This window comes from Paenibacillus sp. MMS20-IR301, assembly GCF_032302195.1.
Classification (GTDB): Bacteria; Bacillota; Bacilli; order Paenibacillales; family Paenibacillaceae; genus Paenibacillus_AQ.
In genome coordinates, this window is sequence record NZ_CP135275.1 from 6,139,374 (window position 1) to 6,159,448 (window position 20,075).

General features: G+C 54.9%; 13 protein-coding genes and 1 riboswitch. Of the genes, 8 read left to right on the forward strand and 5 right to left on the reverse strand.

Translation table 11 applies throughout. From position 1 onward, the window contains the following. Positions 1-25: 25 nt before the first annotated feature. From LOS79_RS26370 to LOS79_RS26395, 6 genes are all read left to right on the forward strand, one after another. Positions 26-1,459: an ABC transporter substrate-binding protein gene (locus LOS79_RS26370; RefSeq protein ID WP_315413560.1), complete on the forward strand. Its 1,434-nt coding sequence runs from the start codon at positions 26-28 to the stop codon at positions 1,457-1,459. Positions 1,460-1,589: 130 nt separating this feature from the next. Further along, the gene (locus tag LOS79_RS26375) at positions 1,590-2,705 is read left to right on the forward strand and encodes a carbohydrate ABC transporter permease (protein ID WP_315413561.1); all 1,116 of its coding nucleotides are present in this window, start codon (positions 1,590-1,592) and stop codon (positions 2,703-2,705) included. After that, a complete protein-coding gene (locus LOS79_RS26380; protein ID WP_315413562.1) occupies positions 2,705-3,796 on the forward strand; it encodes a carbohydrate ABC transporter permease in 1,092 nt (363 codons plus the stop codon). The genes LOS79_RS26375 and LOS79_RS26380 overlap by 1 nt, the downstream gene beginning before the upstream one ends. Positions 3,797-3,927: 131 nt before the next feature. Further along, the gene (pgmB, locus tag LOS79_RS26385; RefSeq protein WP_315413564.1) at positions 3,928-6,936 is read left to right on the forward strand and encodes a beta-phosphoglucomutase; all 3,009 of its coding nucleotides are present in this window, start codon (positions 3,928-3,930) and stop codon (positions 6,934-6,936) included. Between the two features lie 499 nt (positions 6,937-7,435). Further along, positions 7,436-10,390, forward strand: a complete 2,955-nt coding sequence (locus LOS79_RS26390; protein ID WP_315413566.1) for an ABC transporter substrate binding protein — start codon at positions 7,436-7,438, stop codon at positions 10,388-10,390. A 24-nt stretch (positions 10,391-10,414) separates the two neighbouring features. Continuing rightward, positions 10,415-10,912 (forward strand): GNAT family N-acetyltransferase, encoded by a 498-nt coding sequence (locus LOS79_RS26395; protein WP_315413568.1) that lies wholly within the window; start codon positions 10,415-10,417, stop codon positions 10,910-10,912. 107 nt (positions 10,913-11,019) lie between these two features. Here the strand turns inward: LOS79_RS26395 and LOS79_RS26400 are convergent, their stop codons facing one another. Beyond that, entirely contained in the window at positions 11,020-12,411 is a 1,392-nt protein-coding gene (locus tag LOS79_RS26400; protein ID WP_315413571.1) for an aldehyde dehydrogenase, read from the reverse strand. Between the two features lie 17 nt (positions 12,412-12,428). Beyond that, positions 12,429-13,130, reverse strand: a complete 702-nt coding sequence (locus LOS79_RS26405; RefSeq protein ID WP_315413573.1) for a Crp/Fnr family transcriptional regulator — start codon at positions 13,128-13,130, stop codon at positions 12,429-12,431. Positions 13,131-13,348: 218 nt separating this feature from the next. Here LOS79_RS26405 and hcp point away from each other — a divergent pair, with 218 nt between their 5' ends. Continuing rightward, positions 13,349-15,001, forward strand: a complete 1,653-nt coding sequence (gene hcp, locus LOS79_RS26410; protein WP_315413575.1) for a hydroxylamine reductase — start codon at positions 13,349-13,351, stop codon at positions 14,999-15,001. 115 nt (positions 15,002-15,116) lie between these two features. On the opposite strand, the gene LOS79_RS26415 is transcribed toward hcp, so the two are convergent. Together LOS79_RS26415 and LOS79_RS26420 are read right to left on the reverse strand one after the other, a co-directional pair. Then, on the reverse strand, positions 15,117-16,097 hold the full coding sequence (locus tag LOS79_RS26415) for an aldo/keto reductase (RefSeq protein ID WP_315413577.1): 981 nt from the start codon (positions 16,095-16,097) through the stop codon (positions 15,117-15,119). Positions 16,098-16,102: 5 nt separating this feature from the next. Continuing rightward, positions 16,103-17,017, reverse strand: coding sequence for a LysR family transcriptional regulator (locus LOS79_RS26420; protein ID WP_315422462.1), 915 nt, complete (start codon positions 17,015-17,017; stop codon positions 16,103-16,105). Positions 17,018-17,113: 96 nt separating this feature from the next. Between LOS79_RS26420 and LOS79_RS26425 the strand changes: the two genes are divergently transcribed. Continuing rightward, the gene (locus LOS79_RS26425) at positions 17,114-17,989 is read left to right on the forward strand and encodes a DMT family transporter (RefSeq protein ID WP_397386694.1); all 876 of its coding nucleotides are present in this window, start codon (positions 17,114-17,116) and stop codon (positions 17,987-17,989) included. An 85-nt stretch (positions 17,990-18,074) separates the two neighbouring features. Here LOS79_RS26425 and LOS79_RS26430 read toward each other — a convergent pair whose 3' ends face one another. Next, positions 18,075-19,694 carry a flagellar assembly protein A gene (locus tag LOS79_RS26430; RefSeq protein ID WP_315413581.1) on the reverse strand — a complete coding sequence of 540 codons (1,620 nt, stop codon included), beginning with the start codon at positions 19,692-19,694 and terminating at the stop codon, positions 18,075-18,077. A 103-nt stretch (positions 19,695-19,797) separates the two neighbouring features. Next, a riboswitch (cyclic di-GMP riboswitch) is annotated at positions 19,798-19,891 on the reverse strand. Positions 19,892-20,075 lie beyond the last annotated feature (184 nt).

Here is a 20,075-nt window from a genome sequence, read left to right on the forward strand (position 1 = left end):
ACAATTAAAGGGGATGTATGAAACAATGAAGAAAGCTCCGGGACGAAAACTGTCACTCGCTATGGTGCTGTGTCTATCCTTCACCATGCTGCTCAGCGGATGCGGCGGAAATAACAATAATGCGGCTCCGACGAATGCGCCTGCAGCTACAGAGGCACCGGCTGCAACAGAAGCACCAGCGGCTGATAACAACCAGGAATCGACAAATACGGATACCGCTGCCGGCAGCCCTCTGGATTTAGCGATGAAAGGTGAATATAAAGGCACCAAGGTTACCATGTTCGGGCCGTTTGTGGATGCCGACCAGGTGAAATTTGAGAGCAGCATCAAGGAATTCGAAGAGAAGACCGGCATTGATATCCAATATGAAGGTTCAAAGGAATTCGAAGCTACCATTAATATCCGTGTCGACGGCGGCAACGCGCCGGATATTGCGGACTTCCCGCAGCCGGGCCTGCTGGCCTCCATCGCCAAGACCGGTAAGGTGGTTGACCTGACCGGTGTGCTGGATCAGGCAAAGCTGGCTGCTAACTACAATAAAAGCTGGCTGGATATGTCCACTATGGACGGCAAGGACGGCAAGATTATGGCCGGGATCTGGAACCGCAGTAATGTGAAGAGTCTCGTATGGTATCCGAAGAAGCAATTCGATGAAGCAGGCTATACAATTCCGCAGACTTGGGATGAAATGATGGCACTGACCGAGCAAATTGCCAAGGACGGCGATCCGGCCTGGGCGATCGGCATTGAGAGCGGCGCGGCTACCGGCTGGGCAGCTACAGACTGGGTAGAGAACATCATGCTGCGCACGACTACTCCTGAGAACTATGACAAGTGGGTAAGCGGAGAGCTGCCGTTCACTTCTCCTGAAGTGAAGAATGCAGTAGACGTAATGTCCAAGATCTGGATGAACAAAGATTATGTATACGGCGGAGCTAAATCCATTGTAACTACTGCATTCGGTGATGCTCCGAAGCCAATGTTCGAGAACCCTCCTAAAGCCTGGTTCAACCTGATGGGGAACTTCATTACCAGCTTCTTCCCTGAGACTGCCAAGGTAGACGTAGACTATGACTGGTTCTACCTGCCGCCAATCGATGAGCAGTACGGCAAGCCTGTACTTGTAGCCGGCGATATTTATGCTATGTTCAATGACCGCCCTGAAGTACGTGCGGTTATGGAATTCTTCACTACCGGTGAATCCATCAAGACCTGGGTGCAGTCCGGCGGTGTAGTAGCGCCAATGAACGATGCGTCCCTCGACTGGTACCAGTCGGAATCCGACCGCCGGATGGCTCAGCTGGTGCAGGATGCTTCAACCCTGCGGTTCGACGGCTCTGACCTGATGCCCGGTAAAGTGGGTGCAGGTACGTTCTGGAAAGGCATGACCGACTATGTGAGCGGAACAGCAACACTGGATCAGGCACTGGAGCAGATTCAGTCCGGCTGGAACAACTAATGCTGAAGACCGCTGCGGCGGAGCCTAAGCTGCAGTGAGGAGAAGAGGGGCAGACGGAAGTCAAGGGAGCTGCCCCTCTTTTTTAAATGGAAGAAAGTTTTGCTCAGCAAAACTTATAGGAGGAACTGAGATGGATGCACAAATAAAGCCGGGCGCCGGCACCGCAGGTGCGCAGGCCAAGCAGAGAATCAGCGTCAGTACAGTGCTTTTATCGCTGGGGGTACTCCTTGCGAATATCGTGGTCAACGGGCTGATCTTCCTGTTTTTCCGTGATTCGACACTGAACCCGCTGGTGACAGCGGTGCTTGCGGTACTGTGGGGTGTGCTGGGCGTATATCTGATCTACTACACCTTGACCTGGGCGGTTGAGCGTTATCCTGACCGTGTGCGCAGGAAGGTGCTGCCGTTCGTATTTGTCGGACCTGCGGTTCTGATCCTGGGCTGGCTGTTAATTCTGCCGGCGCTGCGGACCTTATATTTAAGCTTCTTCAATGCTTCTTCAGAGAAGTTTGTCGGACTCAGCAACTATGCCGCAATCTTCAGCGACCGCCTGATGGCAACCGCACTGCGCAATAACCTGCTCTGGGTATTCGTGGGAACGCTGGCCTGTGTAGGCTTCGGGCTGCTGATTGCTATCCTGGCCGACCGCAGCAGCTATGAGAAAATTGCCAAATCCATCATCTTCATGCCGATGGCGATATCCTTCGTAGCCGCAGGTGTAATCTGGAAGTTCGTCTACTACTATCAGCCGGGTGATGAGCAGATCGGACTGCTTAATGCGATTGTAACCTATTTCGGCGGCGAGCCGCAGGCCTGGACGAGTATGCTGCAGCCCTGGAATAATTTCTTTCTTATTATTATCCTGATCTGGATGCAGACGGGATTTGCGATGGTTATTTTCTCCGCTGCCATCAAAGGTGTGCCTGAAGACATCCTGGAGGCTGCACGGGTGGATGGCGCCGGTGAGGTAAAGATCTTTTTCGGCATCATGATTCCGTTTATCTCCGCGACGATCCTGACTGTAACCACAACCATTATCGTCTTTACATTGAAAATATTTGACGTCGTCATGGTGATGACGGGAGGTCAATACGATACAGAAGTAGTCGCGACACAGTTCTACCGCCAATTCTTCATGTACCGCAACTTCGGTTACGGCTCCACGCTGGCTATTGTGCTCCTGATTGCGGTATTGCCTGTTATTCTTATTAATCTGCGGCAGTTCCGCAAGCAGGGGGGATTCTGATGGTAGGCAAAAAGAAAAGAAAGGGCAGCAAAACTGTTGTTAACCTGGTCCTTGGCGTGATCTGCTTCATCTGGATTCTGCCGACCTTCGGCCTCTTTGCCTCCTCCTTCCGTCCGGCGGCAGATATTCTGCAGTCCGGCTGGTGGAAGGTATTCCCCCATCAGGAATGGACGGCCGGCGAGACGCTGCAGCTGTCCAAGGATGTGGATCTGCGGGAGCCGATAGAGGTAAACGGCAAGACCTACACCGATGATGAGCTTAAAGCGGGCGTAAAGGCCGGTGACAGCCGCCTGGTGTGGGAGAACCGCAGGGCGCGGACAGTCAACGTGCAGGAGCAGGGCTGGAAGGCAGTGCCTGATCTGACACTTGATAATTACAAGAACGTGCTGTCCGGCAAGGAGTACAAACTCAAGGAAGCCGATGGCAGTGAAACGGTGCAGAAGGGCAGCGGACTATCACAGGCGTTTTGGAATACACTGACGATTGCCGTTCCGGCTACGGTGATTCCGGTGCTGATCGCCTCTTTTGCCGCCTATGCCTTTGCCTGGCTGAGATTTCCCGGCCGTAAGACGCTGTTCGTCATCATCATTGCGATGCTGGTCATTCCGATTCAGGTGGCGCTGATTCCGGTGTTGAAGGACTATACCTCCCTTGGCCTGAACGGCAGCTATCTCGGCATCTGGCTGGCGCATACCGCCTTCGGTCTGCCGCTGGTGACGTACTTTATGTACAACTTCATCAGCCAGCTGCCGAAGGATCTGTTCGAATCGGCCTTTATCGACGGTGCCAGCCACTTCACCATCTTCAGCCGGCTGATTCTGCCGCTCTCTGTTCCTGCCCTGGCCTCCATCGGCATCTTCCAGTTCCTCTGGGTCTGGAATGATTATCTGGTGTCGCTGATCTTCATCGGCAACCAGCCGTCGGTTCAAGTCATGTCCATGAAGATCGCCGATCTGGTCGGCTCACGCGGCAACGACTGGCATCTGCTTACCTCGGCTGCCTTTATCTCCATGCTGATGCCGCTGGCCATCTTCTTCCTGCTGCAGAAGTATTTCGTCAGAGGCCTGATGGGCGGGTCCGTTAAAGGCTGATCAGCCAGTATGTTACGGATACCGGGATTAAGGGATTACCGCCATGTCCGGCGGCAGTGTATAGAGCGGAGGTCTGATCCCCGGGCTACCCGGGGGCAGGAGAAGTCCGCAATCAGGAGGAGATTACAGAGATGAAGATGAAGCCCTATGAACATCCGCCGGCATTGTATCCTTACCGGGAATGGCGTCTTGGTGAGGAACACTACGAGGATGAATATAATCAGCGGAGCGAGAGCGTGTTCGCGCTCGGTAACGGATATATCGGTATGCGCGGTAATTTCGAGGAAGGTTATCACGGCAAGGCCGGAGCTACTGTTGCCGGTAACTACCTGAACGGCTTCTTCGACTCTGAGCCCATTGTCTATCCGGAGGGGGCCTTCGGGCTTCCTTCCCGCAACCAGGCGATGCTGAATGTGACCGATGCGCGCATCATCAGATTAAGTGTAGAAGGACATGAATTCCGGCTGGACCAGGGGACGGTACACCGGTATGAACGCTGGCTGGATATGCAGAGCGGTATCCTGCACCGCGAAGTGGAATGGGAATCCCCCGCAGGCCAGCGCGTGCTCTTGCAGATCCGGCGGATGGTCTCGCTCACGCATAAGCATCTGGCGGCCATTGATTATGCCGTGACGGCGCTGAACTTCTCCGGCACGCTGAAGTTTGAGTCGGCTGTAGACGGTGAAATCCGCCGTCCGGAGGTTACGGATGACCCGCGTCTGGGTGCAGGCAGTGCAGAGCCCAGCCTGCTGCTGGAGGACACGGGGTATGATGAAGCAGCCGGGCGGCTGTGGATGAAGCAGCGGACCCGGCATACGGGGTTCGCGCTGCTCAGTGCTGTCAGCCATGCGCTGCAGGTGAAGTCGGGACGGGAGATGAGCCACCAGCTGATCGGGCAGCGGATATCAGTCTGCTATGCGGCTGCAGTGCGCAGCGGTGAGAAGGCGGCGCTGACCAAATATATAACGTACCATACCTCTAAGGATTATCCTGAAGAGGAGCTGTCCGGCCGGAGCACCGGAGCCCTGGAGCTGGCCGGAGAGCTTGGATTCGCCGGCCTGGCTGAGGAACAGCGCGGCTATCTGGACCGCTTCTGGAGCCATACGGATGTGGAAATCAGCGGTGACCCGGCGTTGCAGCAGGGTATCCGCTTTAACGCTTTTCAGCTGCTGCAATCGGTCGGCCGGGACGGCGCGACGAATATCGGCGCCAAGGGTCTAACCGGGGAAGGGTATGAAGGACATTATTTCTGGGACACGGAAATGTACATGCTGCCGTTCTTCACCTTCACCCAGCCCGCTGTCAGCCGGGCGCTGCTGGAGTTCCGCTACGCCACTCTAGGCAAGGCGCGGGAGCGGGCAGCTGTCATGTCGCAGAAGGGAGCGCTCTATCCGTGGCGCACGATCGACGGCGAGGAGAATTCGGCCTACTTCCCGGCAGGCACCGCCCAGGCGCATATTAATGCCGATATTGCGTACGGCCTGAAGCAGTATGTGCTGGCAACGGGCGATCTGGATTTCCTGGCGGCGCAGGGGGCAGAGATTCTGTTTGAGACCTCACGCTTCTGGGAGGACTTGGGCCACTATAATCCGGCACGCGGAGGCGCCTTCTGTATCGATGCGGTTACCGGACCGGATGAATACACAGCCATAGTGAATAACAATGCTTATACCAATCTCATGGTTCAGGACCAGCTCAGGTACGCATACGAAACGGCTCTGCTGCTGCAGCGGCAATATCCTGCCGATTATGAGCGCCTGCAGCATGAGATAGGGCTGTCCATAGAGGAGGCTGAAGGCTGGAAAGAAGCTGCAGACCGGATGTTCATTCCGTTTGACCATGACCTCGGCATCTATGCCCAGGATGATACCTTCCTTAGCAAGCAGAAATGGGATTTCGCGAATACGCCCCCGGATAAATATCCGCTGCTGCTGAATTATCACCCGCTGGTGATCTACCGCCATCAGGTGCTGAAGCAGGCGGATCTCGTAATGGCGATGTTCCTGCTTGGGGACAAGTTCAGCCTGGCAGATAAGATCCGCAACTATAATTATTATGAGCCGCTGACGACTCATGACTCCTCGCTGTCGCCGTGTATCCACAGTATCATGTCGGCCGAAATCGGCGATTTAGCCGGTGCCTATGGCTATTTCGACCGTACGGTGCGGATGGATCTCGACGATATTAACCGCAATGCCAAGGACGGGCTGCACATGGCGGCCATGGCCGGCTCGTGGATGTCGATTGTGAACGGCTTCGGCGGATTGCGGCTGTATGACGGACAGCTGAGCTTTAACCCGGCACTTCCGGAGCAGTGGGAGAGCTACCGCTTCAAAATCACCGTGCGCGGGCAGCTGCTGGACATCTTCGTTGACCGCGAAGCGGTGGTGTATACCCTGCGGGAAGGCACGGGGCTGGAAATCCGGCATAGGAAGCAGCTGCTGCCGCTGTTGCCGCAGCAGCCGGTGGCGGTGCCGCTTGCCGGACCGCTGCAGGCCGTGATCTTTGATCTCGACGGTGTCATTACCGACTCTGCCGAGTATCATTATCTGGCCTGGCAGGCTCTTGCGGATGAGCTGGGCATTCCCTTCAGCCGCGAGAAGAATGAACGGCTGAAGGGTGTCAGCCGGATGGAGTCGCTGGAGCTTGTGCTGGAGGGCAGCGGCCTGGCGCTGTCCGCAGCCGAGAAGCTCCGGCTGGCGGAGAAGAAGAATGATCATTACAAGGTAATGATCAGCCGCATCACCCCGGCGGACCTGCTGCCGGGTATCCCGGAGCTGCTGGATTCCCTGCGTGAGCGGGGAATCGCAGCCGGGCTGGCCTCGGCCAGCCTGAATGCGCCGCAGATTCTGGAGCGCCTCGGCGCCGCCCGCTGGTTCCAGGCGGTCGCCGATCCGGGCAGTCTGCGGAAGGGCAAGCCCGACCCGGAGATCTTCCTGCAGGCGGCAGAGCTGCTGCACGCCGATCCGGGGAGCTGCATCGGCGTGGAGGATGCAGCCGCAGGCGTGGCCGCGATCCGCGCGGCCGGCATGAAGGCTGTGGGCATCGGCAGCGCTGAGCTGCTCGGCACAGCCGAGCTGGTCCTGTCCTCCACAGCTGAGCTGACCGTCCAGGCGCTGCTGGAGCTGTCCGGGCGGTAGCCGCGGGCGTCCCGCAGTTGCGGCTGCCGGCTGTGACTGCGGGCTGCGACTACCGGCCGCGATTGCTGCTGGGTTCGATATGCCGGACGTGGTTCTGCATAGACCGCCTACGCAGTGACAGCAACAATAAGACGCCCCTGTACTCCGTGCGAGCGGAGACAGGGGCGTCTTTGGTATGCAGCGGCAGAGGATTGCTTAGGGATAGTTGTATTGTGTGCAATTAAAAGATCATTTAGTTGTACGAACTGCAGTTGCCGCCGATACGCCAGCGCTGTCCTGTCCACAAAGGGGGATTCCTTTACTTTTAGTTATTTAAAAAAACCTGATTTCCCCCTATAATTGTATGAAAGCGGCTGATTCCGGTCAAATTTAACCTAAAAAATAAAGCTTTTATATGCAAAAGAGGGATGAGAAGCCGGAGCACCGAAATAGTAGATGTCGAAATTCCTCGTTTTATAATCAAAACCAGATTTTGAGATAGATGAACGGGAGTGTGCGAATGGGCGTAGATCATAACCATCTCAGATTGTTAAAAACCTTGCTCGTGCCGTTGTTTGTCTTGCTGTGTACTGCAGGAGGGGCGCGGGCTGAAGCGGAAGAGCTTCCTCCCCGGAATGTGCTGGTGCTGCATTCTTACCAGAAGGGTTTTGCCTGGACCGATGAACAGGGGGCCGGAATTGAAGAGCGTCTGAAGAATGCAGCCGATCTTCCCCTGATCTACACCGAGTATATAGACTGGAAGAGATACCCGACTCAGGAGAACCTCGATCATTTCTACGAAACCATCAAATTCAAGTATCAGAATGTCCATATTGATGCGGTGATGACCACAGATGATGCAGCGCTGAATTTTGCCATGAAGTACCGCAAGGAGATTCTGGATGATGCGCCGATCATCTTCAGCGGTGTGAACGAAGTGGGTGTGAACAGCATTCCGGACCGCAGCAATATTACAGGCATTATTGAAAAAATCGACCCAACCCTCACGATCCAGATGGCCAGGGAGATCAATCCTGCGCTGAAAAAAGTCTATGTGATCTTCGATAACTCGGAGAGCGGCCTGTCTACCGGGAAGATGGTCATGGACCAGATTGACTCCCTGAACCTGGGGCTTGAGCTATATCCCATGAACAACCTGTCGATCGAGCAGATTAAAGCAACAGCCTCAGGCTTATCACAGGATAGCATCGTGCTAATGACTACATACTATAGCGACTCTACCGGAAGAATTGTTGAGTTTGAACGGTTCGCCAGTGAACTTGGCAAAAGCAGCAGCGTGCCGGTGTATCATATCTATGATTTTGGACTGAATCACGGGGCCTTCGGCGGCAGTCTGATTAGCGGGAAAATACAGGGCAGAGCGGCAGCCGAGCTTGCGCTGCGTGTACTGCAGGGTGAGGGCGCGGGCCGGATACCGGTGGTAACGGACAGTACCGTGCGCAATGCGTTTGACTATAATGAGCTCCAGCATTTCGGCATTTCCCTGAAGCAGGTGCCGGCAGGCAGCGAAATTATCAACAAGCCGTTTTCCTTCTATCAGACTTATAAGGTGCTGGTGCTGAGTATTATTGCCGCCTTTGCTGTATTACTGGCCTTTATCCTCGTCTTATTATTCTATGTACAGCTGGTCAAGCGGATCAGAACCAATCTGGAGAAAAGCAATGAACGCTTCAGCCTGGCCACCTACGGTGCCGATGCAGTAATCTGGGATGTCGACATGTCTACGATGATCTACTACTTCTCGGACAGCTGGTACGAGCTGCTTGGCTATGAACGGGATGAAATTAATGAGGCGCACGGCGGCTGGAGGGAGATCATTCATCCCGAGGATGCCGAGCAGGAGGACCGGCTGCGGACGCAGCATCTGGAGGGGCGTTCCTCTTACTACTACGCAGAATACAGAATGCGCAGCAAGTCAGGCGAATATAAGTGGTTCCAGGCCAGGGGCAAGGTTCTGCGCAATGCAAACGGCAGCTACATCCGCTTCGCGGGTTCGATGGTCGATGTGACTGACCGCAAGGTCTATGAGAGCAAGCTGCAGCTCAGCTACCAGGAGCTTGAATCCACCTACGAAGAGCTGACAGCGCTGCAGGATGAACTGCTTGAGCAGTATAACAAGGTGGTTGAGAATCAGGCGCTGCTGCAGAGCAGTGAAGAGAAGTACCGGCTGCTGGCCTATAATGATGTGCTGAGCGGCCTGCCTAACCGCCTGTCGCTGTCCGAGGATCTGAAGGGATTCGTAGAAGCCCATTCCGGCGGCCATGCTGCGCTGTTCTTCCTGGATATTGATAACTTCAAATACATTAATGATACCATGGGGCACACCTTCGGCGATGAGCTGCTGGTGAAGGTCGGCGAACGGCTGCTGGGCCTCTCTGACGGCCGCAGCAAGCATTTCCGCTTCGGCGGCGATGAGTTTGTCATTCTGTTCAAGGATGTCGTGGGGTTCGGCGAGATTATCCGTTATGCAGACTCACTCGTCCAGGGCTTTAAGGAGCCGTTCCAGCTCCATGCGAGTGTTGTTCATATCTCGGCCAGTATCGGGATTGCCCAGTATCCGGAGGATGGGGTGAATGCGGAGGAGCTGCTGAAGAATGCCGATATAGCCATGTACAAAGCGAAGGAAGCATTCAAGGGGACCTATGTGATCTACGGGCATGAGATGCAGCAGCATTTTGACGAACGGATGATTATTGAGAACCACTTAAGAAGTGCAATTGCAAATAATGAGCTCTCGCTGCACTATCAGCCGCTGGTGGACATCAGCTCGAATGAGCTTTGGGGGTTCGAGGCCTTAATCCGCTGGAATAATCCGGTTCTGGGCTTCGTCTCTCCGCTGTCCTTCATTAAGATCGCCGAGGATTGCCGCCTGATTGTACCGATCGGGGAATGGGTACTGCGTTCCGCCTGCCGGTTCATCAAGGATCTGCAGGGTCACGAGTACGGGGGCTGCCATATTTCAGTGAATATTTCGGTAATTCAGCTGATGCTGGATGATTTCACGGACATGGTGCTGGATGTGCTGCAGGAAACCGGGCTTGCCCCCGAATATTTGGAGCTGGAGATTACCGAGTCCATCTTCATGGAATCATTCGAGGCGATCAGCTCTAAGCTGGAAGCCCTCAAGGAGAAGGGGATCGGCATTGCACTGGATGATTTCGGGACAGGCTACTCTTCGCTTAGCTACCTGAAACAGCTGCCGATTACAACGCTCAAGATTGATAAATCCTTTATTGACAGTATTGATACCCCGAATAATATGTCGCTCGCCAGCTCCATTGTGACGATCGGCCATGACATGGGCCTGAATGTTACTGCTGAGGGAGTGGAGACGCAGGAGCAGCTGGAATTCCTGGAACGGACAAGCTGTGACAAGATTCAGGGCTACTTTATCAGCCGGCCGATACCGGAGAAGGAAGTAGCAGACTGGGTGGCTGGACGGCGTGCGGGTTAGCGGGCAGTAACGGAGGCGGAAGTGATGATTGAGCTGCGCCCGGCACAGCTTAGTGACGGCAGGGACATTTATGACATGATTACCGAGATTGGACCCGGAGAGAACGGTTATGTAAATGCCGGCTACGATATGGGCTACTCTGATTTTCCCGGATTTATAAGGGAGCGAATACATATGGCAGAAGGGTTGGATCTCCCGGCCCACCATGTGCCCCAGACGACTTACTGGCTGCTGGTGGATTCGAGGCCAGTCGGCATCGGCAAGCTCCGCCATTCTTTGAATGAGCACCTGATCCGGTCCGGAGGACATATCGGTTATGCCATCAGACCCGGTGAGCGGGGGAAGGGGTATGGAAAGCTGATCCTGGGCGAGCTGATTAAGGCGGCAAGGCAGAAGGGGATAACTGTACTCTTGCTAACCTGTGATGAAAGGAATATTCCTTCCAGAAAAGTGATAGAAGCCCACTCAGGCCGGCTTGTGCAGGCTGAAAACGGGAAATGCGCATATCATATTACAACCTGAAGTCCAGGCAGCGGCCTGGATGGGTTCCTCGTACAAACGGCTCCGCTGTCCTTGAATAGGACGGCGAAGCCATTTCCGCTTGTGTCTTCTTGTGCTGCCCCGATCCGCTACTTCAGCAGCTTACGCGCCAGCTTGACCTTCTTGCCGTAAGGCGGGTATACAATACCCAAGTCCAGCCGGGTACCGCGTTTAACCACACTTTTGTGGTGGGAGAAGAGGTCGAAGCTGTATTTGCCGTGATAGCCGCCGATTCCGGAATTGCCGACACCGCCGAACGGCAGCCGCGTGCTGGCGACATGCGAGATGGTGTCATTAATACAGCCGCCCCCGAAGGACACGCGCTCCATTACCTGCTGCTCCACCTGCTTATCCTCCGTGAATAGATAGAGGGCGAGCGGCTTGGGGCGTTTATTGATGCTCTCAATTGCCTCGTCCAGCTGGTTATATTCCATAACCGGAAGGATAGGGCCGAAGATTTCATCCTCCATCGCTGCATCACTCCAGGCTGCCGGATAGATCAGGGACGGTTCGATGTACAGCTCCTCCTCCGCGACGCCTCCGCCCGCAATTACCTTGGCACGGTCCTGCTCCAGTATGGCTGCGAGCCGCTGCAGCTGGCGTTCATTCACGATCCTCCCGTACTCCGCATTATGCCGGATGTCAGATCCATAGAATGCCGTAATGCTCTGCTTGACCCGCTCAATCAGCTCAGCGGCAACCTCGCTGTGGACCAGCAGATAATCCGGGGCGATACAGGTCTGGCCTGCATTAATCAGCTTCCCCCAGACGATCCGTTTGGCCGCAGCCTCCAGATTGGCAGATTTGTCGACGATGACCGGACTTTTGCCGCCCAGCTCGAGCGTTACAGGCACCAGATTCTTCGCCGCAGCCTCCATAACAATTCTCCCAACGGGCACACTCCCGGTGAAAAAAATATAATCAAAGGCTGCATGAATCAGCAGATTCGTAGTTTCCTTCTCCCCCTGAACGACACTGATATATGCAGGGTCAAACGTGCTGCGGATCATGTCCTCGATGACTGCTGAAGTAGCCGGTGTGCTCTCGGAAGGCTTCAGCACAGCACCGTTGCCTGCTGCAATAGCCCCGATCAGCGGTTCGATGAGCAGCTGAAACGGATAATTGAACGGACCGATGATCAGTACCGTTCCGTAAGGCTCTGTGAGGATTCTGCTCTTCGCAGGGAACAGATGCAGCGGTGATTTCACCCGGGACGGCTTCATCCAGCGCCGCAGATGCTTCATCATATAGCCGATGCTGTCCAGCGTGAAGCCGATTTCTGTAGCGTAGGCTTCGAACTCACTCTTGTGAAGATCCTGATACAGCGCGGCGATAATCCGCGGCTCATAAGTCAGGATGGCCTCCTTGAGCTTCCGGAGCTGTTCCAGCCGGAAGGCGAGAGTTCTTGTAAGTCCGCTGCTGAACCACTGTTTGTGCTCAGCCAGCAGCTGGTTTATGGATTGTGCAGTGAACTGCGTCATGCTTGCATTCTCCTTAGTTACAGGTTACCTGCCGAAGGCAGGCTCTGAATGTAGTCATTCATCCGGCTCTGGTTCAGCAGGGTTACTTCACTGCCCTTGAAGGTTATCCAGCCCTGATCGCGCAGAAAGCCAAGCTCCCGGGACAGCGAAGGGCGGGCTGTATTCAGATGCTCAGCCCATTCTTTCCGGGTGAAGGGGAGCTTCACAACAGCCGAAGCCTGCTCGGTCCCCTGCTCCAGCAGAAAGCTGATGATCCGCCTGCGCAGCGGGCCGGCAGACAGATTCTCAATCTTCCGGTTAACGAGCACCAGGCGCTCGGACAGGTTCTCAATGAAGCGGGTAAGAATATCTGTATCTGCCGTGAATATTCTCAGCAGCTCCTGTTTGCCGATAAACATAACTTTGCAGGGACCTGTAGCCGTTACTGTAGCAGGTACTATATTCTCCCGGCGGAACAGCACGGCTTCACCGATGGTCTGCCCTTCCTTCAGGTGGGCGATGGTCACACTGCTGCCGGTTGAATGCGTCTTCTGTACCTCGACCCGTCCGGAGAGCAGAATGCCCAGCCGGTCTGCGGTATCGCCTTCAGCCAGGATGATAGCATTTTTGCGGTAAGTACTGACCGTATAAGCCAGCTTGTGCAGCAGACTTCCGATTTCCTCAACAGTTTTGCCGCGGAACAGCAGGCAGGACTGCAGCACGGCAGGCTCTGGTGACATATACATCCTCCAAATTTAATCAGGTATTGGTAACATCCGTTACCGATTGATAGACGAAAGTCTACTACAATTACTGATAACTGTAAAGGCAGGCACAACCGGGCTGTTCAGCTGAGCAGCTATCCAATTCAATAATCCTTTCCTTTGCAATGCGGGCTTAGTTTGAATGGATACGGGTGGGGTCTATGCTTACAATACTTTGAGGGAGTGAATGTGTAATGAGCGACATGTTTTGTTTCCAGTGCCAGGAGGCAGCCAAGGGAACGGGTTGTACGATTCAGGGAGTGTGCGGCAAGACCAGTGATGTAGCCAATCTGCAGGATCTTCTGGTGTATACACTTAAGGGAATTGCCGTCTTTGCGCGCAGCGGCCGGGAGCTTGGCATTACCGATCCGGTGACAGAGAAGTTTATTATAGAGAGTCTGTTCGCTACCATTACCAATGCTAATTTTGTACCTGAATATTTTATAAGCAGAATCCGGGAGGGGCTTACCCTGCGGGATAAATGGCGGAGCAGGGTTGCGGATGCCGGAGTCATTGCCTATATGTCAGAACATGACGCAGCCTGCTGGAGCGCTGGTACAGACGCGGAACTGATGGACAAGGCGGCGACCGTAGGCGTGCTTGCCACAGAACATGAGGATATCCGCTCCCTGCGTGAGCTGTTAACCTATGGCCTCAAGGGAATGGCAGCTTATATGGAGCATGCGGCGGTGCTGGGCTTCTACGAAGCGGGTGCACATGCTTTTATGGAAAAGGGGCTGACGGCTGTTCTCGATAATACCTTGGGCGGAGGCGAGCTGACAGCTCTGGTTCTGGAATGCGGCAAGTTCGGTGTCGATGTGATGGCGCTGCTCGACCGGGCGAACACGGCGGCTTACGGCAGTCCGGAGATTACCAAGGTGAATATCGGTGTAGGCAATAAGCCGGGTATTCTGATCAGCGGGCATGATTTGAAGGATATGGAGGAGCTGCTGAAGCAGACGGAAGGTACCGGAGTGGATGTATACACGCATAGCGAGATGCTTCCCGCCCACTATTATCCGGCCTTCAAGAAGTACAGCCATTTCGTAGGCAATTACGGCAACGCCTGGTGGAAGCAGACGGAAGAATTCGATAGCTTCGGCGGTCCGGTTCTAATGACGACCAACTGCATTGTACCGCCTAAAGAAAGCTATAAGAACCGGTTGTATACGACAGGGAACACCGGTTATCCGGGGGTTCAGCATATTGCGCCAGGGGCCGACGGGCGGAAGGATTTCTCTGCCCTGATTGAGCAGGCTAAGCAGTGCAGTGCTCCTGTTGAAATCGAGACCGGGGAGATCGTCGGCGGCTTCGCGCATGCGGCTGTAATGAATGTGGCGGATCAGGTGGTAGATGCGGTGAAGAGCGGCGCGATCAAACAGTTCTTCGTCATGGCCGGCTGCGACGGGCGGATGAAGAGCCGGAATTATTACAGGGACTTCGCGGCGGAGCTGCCAAGCGATACAGTGATTCTTACCGCCGGCTGTGCCAAATACAAATACAACAAGCTGCCGCTGGGCGACATCGGGGGAATTCCGCGTGTGCTTGACGCCGGCCAGTGCAATGATTCTTACTCGCTAGTGGTCATAGCGCTGAAGCTGAAGGAAGTGTTCGGCCTCGAAGACATCAATGATCTTCCGATCTCCTACAACATTGCCTGGTATGAACAAAAGGCAGTTATCGTGCTGCTGGCGCTGCTGCATCTGGGTGTGAAGAATATTCACCTCGGGCCTACCCTTCCGGCGTTCCTTTCGCCTAATGTAGCCAAAGTGCTGGTAGACAGCTTTGGCATCGGAGGCATCACCACTGTGCAGGAAGATATGGAAATGTTTATCGCAGCGGTATAACAACCAATATGCAGCTCCGGTGCAATATGAAGTAACCCGGCAGCCTATCTTACGAGCAAAGCGAGTCCCCGCCATACCAGGGACTCGCTTTGCTGTATATAAGCAGCCAGCTGCATTATGGCAGCCGGTAGACAGCGAACGGCTCGCCGGTGCGGAACGCGGCGCTGGCCTGCTCCAGCTCCAGCTGCGCAAGCGTCTCAGTATTCAGCTGGACCTTCAGGCTCTGCAGATTATGCTGCAACTGCTCTACCCGGGTTGCGCCGACAATCACTGTGGACACGGCAGGCTGGTTCATCAGCCAGGCCAGGGACAGCGCCGCAGGCGTTGTGTCCAGCTCTGCGGCGGCCGCGCTTACCCGTTCCCCGAGTGCAATGCGTTCCGGAGTCAGGAAGCGGCGGAAGTTCGGGTCTGTCACTGCTCTGGACCCCTCCGGTACGGTGTCGCTGCCGGCATACTTGCCGGTGAGAATGCCGCCGGCCAGCGGGAAGTAAGGGATAATGCCCAGTCCCTGATCCAGGCTGAGCGGAACCAGCTCAGCCTCCGGTGTGCGGTCAGCCAGCGAATAGCTGCACTGAATGGAGACAAACTTGGCCCAGTGGCGGGCCTCACTGATCCCCAGCGCCTTCATCAGCTCCCAGGCGGCATAATTGGAAGCGCCGATATAGCGTACTTTGCCTGCGGAGATCATATCGTCAAGCGTACGGAGAGTCTCCTCCAGCGGCGTGTAGGGATCGAAGGTATGAATCTGATACAAATCAACATAATCACTCTTCAGCCGGCGGAGGCTGCCCTCCAGCTCCTGCATCAGATGGTGGCGGGAAGAGCCGCTCCCGCCGGGGCCTTCATGCTTCGGCAGCCCGGCTTTGGTAGCAAGCACCGCTTCCTGGCGTCTGCCCTCCAGCGCGAGACCGATGATCCGCTCTGATTCAGAGCCGGCATATATGTTGGCGGTATCAATGAAATTTATACCCTGATCCAGCGCCGCATGAATAATCCGGATGGAAGTCTCCTGATCCGCACGCTTGCCGAACGCGTTCGTTCCAAGACCAAGGGCAGATACCTGCAGCCCGCTGTTGCCCATGCGGTTGTATTTCATGAATATCACTCCTTATGGATATTAGCAGTATGGATCGGCTCTGCAGCTGCCCCGCCGGAGAACAGCTGCAGAGCCGTATCGATGAACAGACGGACGGCGATAGAGGCCTCCTCCAGCGAAGGGACCACAACATGGATATCGCGGTAAGCCTCCTCCGCCAGCTCCCGGACTGCCACATTCGGCGGCAGGGACAGGAGGGAGAGCTGGGACATTACGCCGGCAGCGAGTCCCTCATTGATCATATTCAGCGCGGTAATATAGCTGTTAACCTCGTATTTCACATTAAGCCGGCAGCCGGCCCTGCGGAATAAATCGACTACCGGAGGCTCGTACCCCGACCGGCAGAGCAGCATGGGTTCAGTCTCCAGCTCCTGCACTGTAATGGAGGGCTTCTGTGCAAGCGGGTGATTGCCGGGCAGGACAGCATAGAGCTTCTCCCGGAACAGGGGCAGAGCAGCAAATTCCTCCACTGGCGGAATGACTAAGCCGACGTCAATGAATCTGGTATCCAGCCACTCCTTCACCTCGGCTACCGAGCCTTCATGCAGGCTAAGTTCAACTCCCGGGTATTTGGCCGAGATGGCCCGGATAATGGACGGAATGAAATGGGCGGCCGCTACCGGGAAGGCGCCGATGCGGAGCTGCCCCTTCTCCAGTCCCTTCTCGGCAGCAATCTCTTGCTCGATCTTGTTGAAGCCGCCCAGAATGCCGCGGCAGATGACGAGCAGGCGCTCACCGATGCCGGTCAGCTTCAGTCCGCTGCGCCGGTCGCGCAGCAGCAGCTTCACATCCAGCTCAGCCTCAAGCGCTGAGATCGCCCGGCTGACTGCGGGCTGTGTCATATTCAGCTCAAGGCCTGCCTTGGTGAAGCTGCGGCTCTCGGCAATTAAGACAAACAGACGGATTTGCGTATTGTTCATAACGAATCTGGTATGCCCCTCATGAGAATAATTCATTTCAATTATGACTGGTTCTATTGTATCATTTTGAAATAAAACAGAACAAGAGGTGCAGTGATGCAGAAGCGGAAGCAAACCATAGGCTTGTTAGTATTCCTTGTGATTGTCTGGGGCATCAACTGGCCGCTCTCCAAGATTGCCTTAACTTACGCCCCGCCGCTACTGTTCGCGGGAATCCGTACAGTAGCCGCTGGCATTATACTGATTATTGCCGCCCTGCCGAGACGGGGGCAGCTGCATTTCAGACAGCTCTGGCCGGTCTATCTGGTGTCGGCTTTCCTTAGTATTGTCTTCTACTACGGCTTCCAGACGATTGGCCTGCAGTATGTGCCTTCCGGGCTATTCTCGGCCATTGTCTTCCTCCAGCCGGTGCTGCTTGGAATCTTTGCCTGGCTCTGGCTTGGCGAGCGGATGTACGGGCTGAAGATTGCCGGGCTCATCATCGGCTTCCTCGGTGTAGGTTCATTGAGCCTTGGGGGATTCACCGGAAGCATCTCTGCTGCCGGTGTGATTCTGGCTTTAGCCAGTGCGCTTAGCTGGGCACTGGCTACGGTCTATACGAAACGGAATGCGGCGCGGGTGGATATGCTGTGGATGACGGCCATGCAGATTATGATCGGCGGACTGATTCTGCTGGCTGCGGGTTCAGCATCCGAGAGCTGGGGGGATATTACCTGGAGTCCGGCATTTATTGTAAATACGTTATTCATCGCGGTCTTTGTAATCGCGCTGGGGTGGATGGTCTACTTCAAGCTGATCAATGAAGGCGAAGCCGGCAAGGTGGGCTCGTTCACCTTCCTGATTCCGCTGATCTCAATCGGTTCAAGTGTGGTTCTGCTGCATGAGCAGATTACACTGAATCTGGTGATCGGCATGCTGCTGATCGTGGGCAGCATTATTCTGGTCAATGTCAGGCTGGCCAGGACGCACTGACAGAATAAACGGCTGCAGCCCCGCCTGGCGGGACTGCAGCCGTTTATGTTATGTAACAAACTCTGAAAGCCGGTATATTGCGTCATTACAGATGCTGCAGCTCCCGCTGGATCAGCCGGCCGCCGGATTGCTGGACATTGCCCTGTAAGCGGGCAATGTCAATGACAGCATATTCCTCATAGAGCTGCGTAATGCTGTCTGAGAGGTTATGAAGCAGACTGCAGAAGGTGGTGAGGACACTGTCTGTAATGAATTCTGTGAATTGTCCCGGATGAGAGAATACCTCCAGCATATGCTTAAGCCGCTCTGCGCTGAGCTGGAAGGCAGGGTTCATGGAGAGCAGGGCGGACTGCAGATCACTGACCAGAGGATCAATATGGCTGAACTTATCCTCCAGCAGCAGCATAACAACCAGGCCGTATTTAACAGACTGCTGGCGGGATTCCACATTCTTGGCCAACTGACGGGCAGCCTCCTGCAGGGCCGCTGCTTCTGCCGCAAGCAGCTTGGAGAAGCTGTGCAGACGGTTCTGCTCCACTCCGGCCTGACCTGCGTAGAGGCAGGAGTCTATAGCCTCACCGCTTATATATATGCTTCCGGTGGCCGTAATTGTGGATTGCCGGATGCTGCCGTAAATATAGACATTTCCTAACGCTTCAATCCGCAGGGGGCCACTGATGGAAGCCGGAACAATAATGTCACCGGCGAACATAATATCCGTAGACTCCGCTGCCAGCTCTTTGGTGAGCAGGAGGCTTGCCGGCATATCGCAGGTCTGGGCACTGCCGGTGCTGCCGCAGATCCGCGGCCTGCCGGACCGCAGAGCGGCGATGCCTCCGTCCTGAAGGAGCCGGGCAGCCTGTCCCCCTGTGAAAGGGAAATCCTGCGGCGAAGGCGGCGGCAGCACGCTTCCATCTACGTCGAATCCGGGAATTCCTTCTTCGGGCGGCAGCTTGCGGGCAAATGCCTCTCCCTCCCACGCGAAAGGGGCGCCCGGAAACCTGAGGTAATCCAGCAGGCTTGCTGTTTCCGCGGCTTCTTGCTCAAGCAGCATTCCGTTTCCTGCATGCGTATGCTCCGGAAGAGACAATACCAGCCGTGATGCCCTGCCGGGCCGGGGGGCTCTTCCTTCGGCAATACAGACGGGAAGATATGTAGGGTTGTCCAGCTCTGCGTACAGGGCAGGAATATTAAGATTACGCAGTATAACAGGGTTGTCCAGAGCAGAGAGAATCTTTTCTATGGTGAGCGTGGACAGCAGCATTGCCCGGTTAGGCTCAGCCCGGACTGCAGCCTCGAAGGAGGCGGGGCAATTAACCAGATTCCAGGCATACTTCTCCACGCGGTATAAAGTGGAATGCACCTTGAGCTTATCAGGAGAGACGGTAATCTGATACTGCGGCTTCTCGCAGATCTCCCAGGTAATATGATCTGCCGAGGTCACCTCGGTAGGTTCCGTTATCGTCTTCCAGTTGAGCTTCAGAACTACAGGGGGAACCGCTGAGATTCTGGCGGGCTTGCCGCCAAGCAGCGGCGGGGTGACAAAGACCTGATTGTTCTGCACAAGAATAATTCCGTTCTTATCTCCGTTGGTCCCGCTGGGGGCCAGGCCTTCTGCAGAGAATGAATCCAGGAAGCCGTTACGTTCAAGCATCAGGGATTCCATGAATTCAAACCGGGATGGATCAATGAACTGCTGGGGCATGTTCTTAACCTCGCTTTTCGTATAATCAATGGCATTCGTACAGAAAAGAGCATCATAAAGCCCGGGAACGCCTTCTTGGCCGCAGCTGGCTTACGTGGTCTCTATTGGCAGCCTGGCGACCGTAAACGCGGCATATCTGCGCTTTTAGGCCCATGGCTTTGCGTCCTAACCTTTCGGAAAGTTTGCCTTTAGAAATAGATCAATGATATACACTCAGCATGAGGCAATTTCGAATCGACTGTTATCGACAAAAAAGATCATAACTGGTTTCTGGGTGTAACAGAAACTTCTGCAAACAAGCTTAATTCTAGTACTTAAGAAGCTATTTTTCAACTCAATTCTGCCAATTTATTAATAATCTTAAAATATGCATTGCCAGGG

Excerpts from the sequence above, each read along its gene's own strand:
- LOS79_RS26370 (WP_315413560.1), top strand. The coding sequence starts at position 26 with ATGAAGAAAGCTCCGGGACGAAAACTGTCACTCGCTATGGTGCTGTGT.
- LOS79_RS26375 (WP_315413561.1), top strand. The coding sequence starts at position 1,590 with ATGGATGCACAAATAAAGCCGGGCGCCGGCACCGCAGGTGCGCAGGCC.
- LOS79_RS26380 (WP_315413562.1), top strand. The coding sequence starts at position 2,705 with ATGGTAGGCAAAAAGAAAAGAAAGGGCAGCAAAACTGTTGTTAACCTG.
- pgmB (WP_315413564.1), top strand. The coding sequence starts at position 3,928 with ATGAAGATGAAGCCCTATGAACATCCGCCGGCATTGTATCCTTACCGG.
- LOS79_RS26390 (WP_315413566.1), top strand. The coding sequence starts at position 7,436 with ATGGGCGTAGATCATAACCATCTCAGATTGTTAAAAACCTTGCTCGTG.
- LOS79_RS26395 (WP_315413568.1), top strand. The coding sequence starts at position 10,415 with ATGATTGAGCTGCGCCCGGCACAGCTTAGTGACGGCAGGGACATTTAT.
- LOS79_RS26400 (WP_315413571.1), bottom strand. The coding sequence starts at position 12,411 with ATGACGCAGTTCACTGCACAATCCATAAACCAGCTGCTGGCTGAGCAC.
- LOS79_RS26405 (WP_315413573.1), bottom strand. The coding sequence starts at position 13,130 with ATGTCACCAGAGCCTGCCGTGCTGCAGTCCTGCCTGCTGTTCCGCGGC.
- hcp (WP_315413575.1), top strand. The coding sequence starts at position 13,349 with ATGAGCGACATGTTTTGTTTCCAGTGCCAGGAGGCAGCCAAGGGAACG.
- LOS79_RS26415 (WP_315413577.1), bottom strand. The coding sequence starts at position 16,097 with ATGAAATACAACCGCATGGGCAACAGCGGGCTGCAGGTATCTGCCCTT.
- LOS79_RS26420 (WP_315422462.1), bottom strand. The coding sequence starts at position 17,017 with ATGAACAATACGCAAATCCGTCTGTTTGTCTTAATTGCCGAGAGCCGC.
- LOS79_RS26425 (WP_397386694.1), top strand. The coding sequence starts at position 17,114 with ATGCAGAAGCGGAAGCAAACCATAGGCTTGTTAGTATTCCTTGTGATT.
- LOS79_RS26430 (WP_315413581.1), bottom strand. The coding sequence starts at position 19,694 with ATGCCCCAGCAGTTCATTGATCCATCCCGGTTTGAATTCATGGAATCC.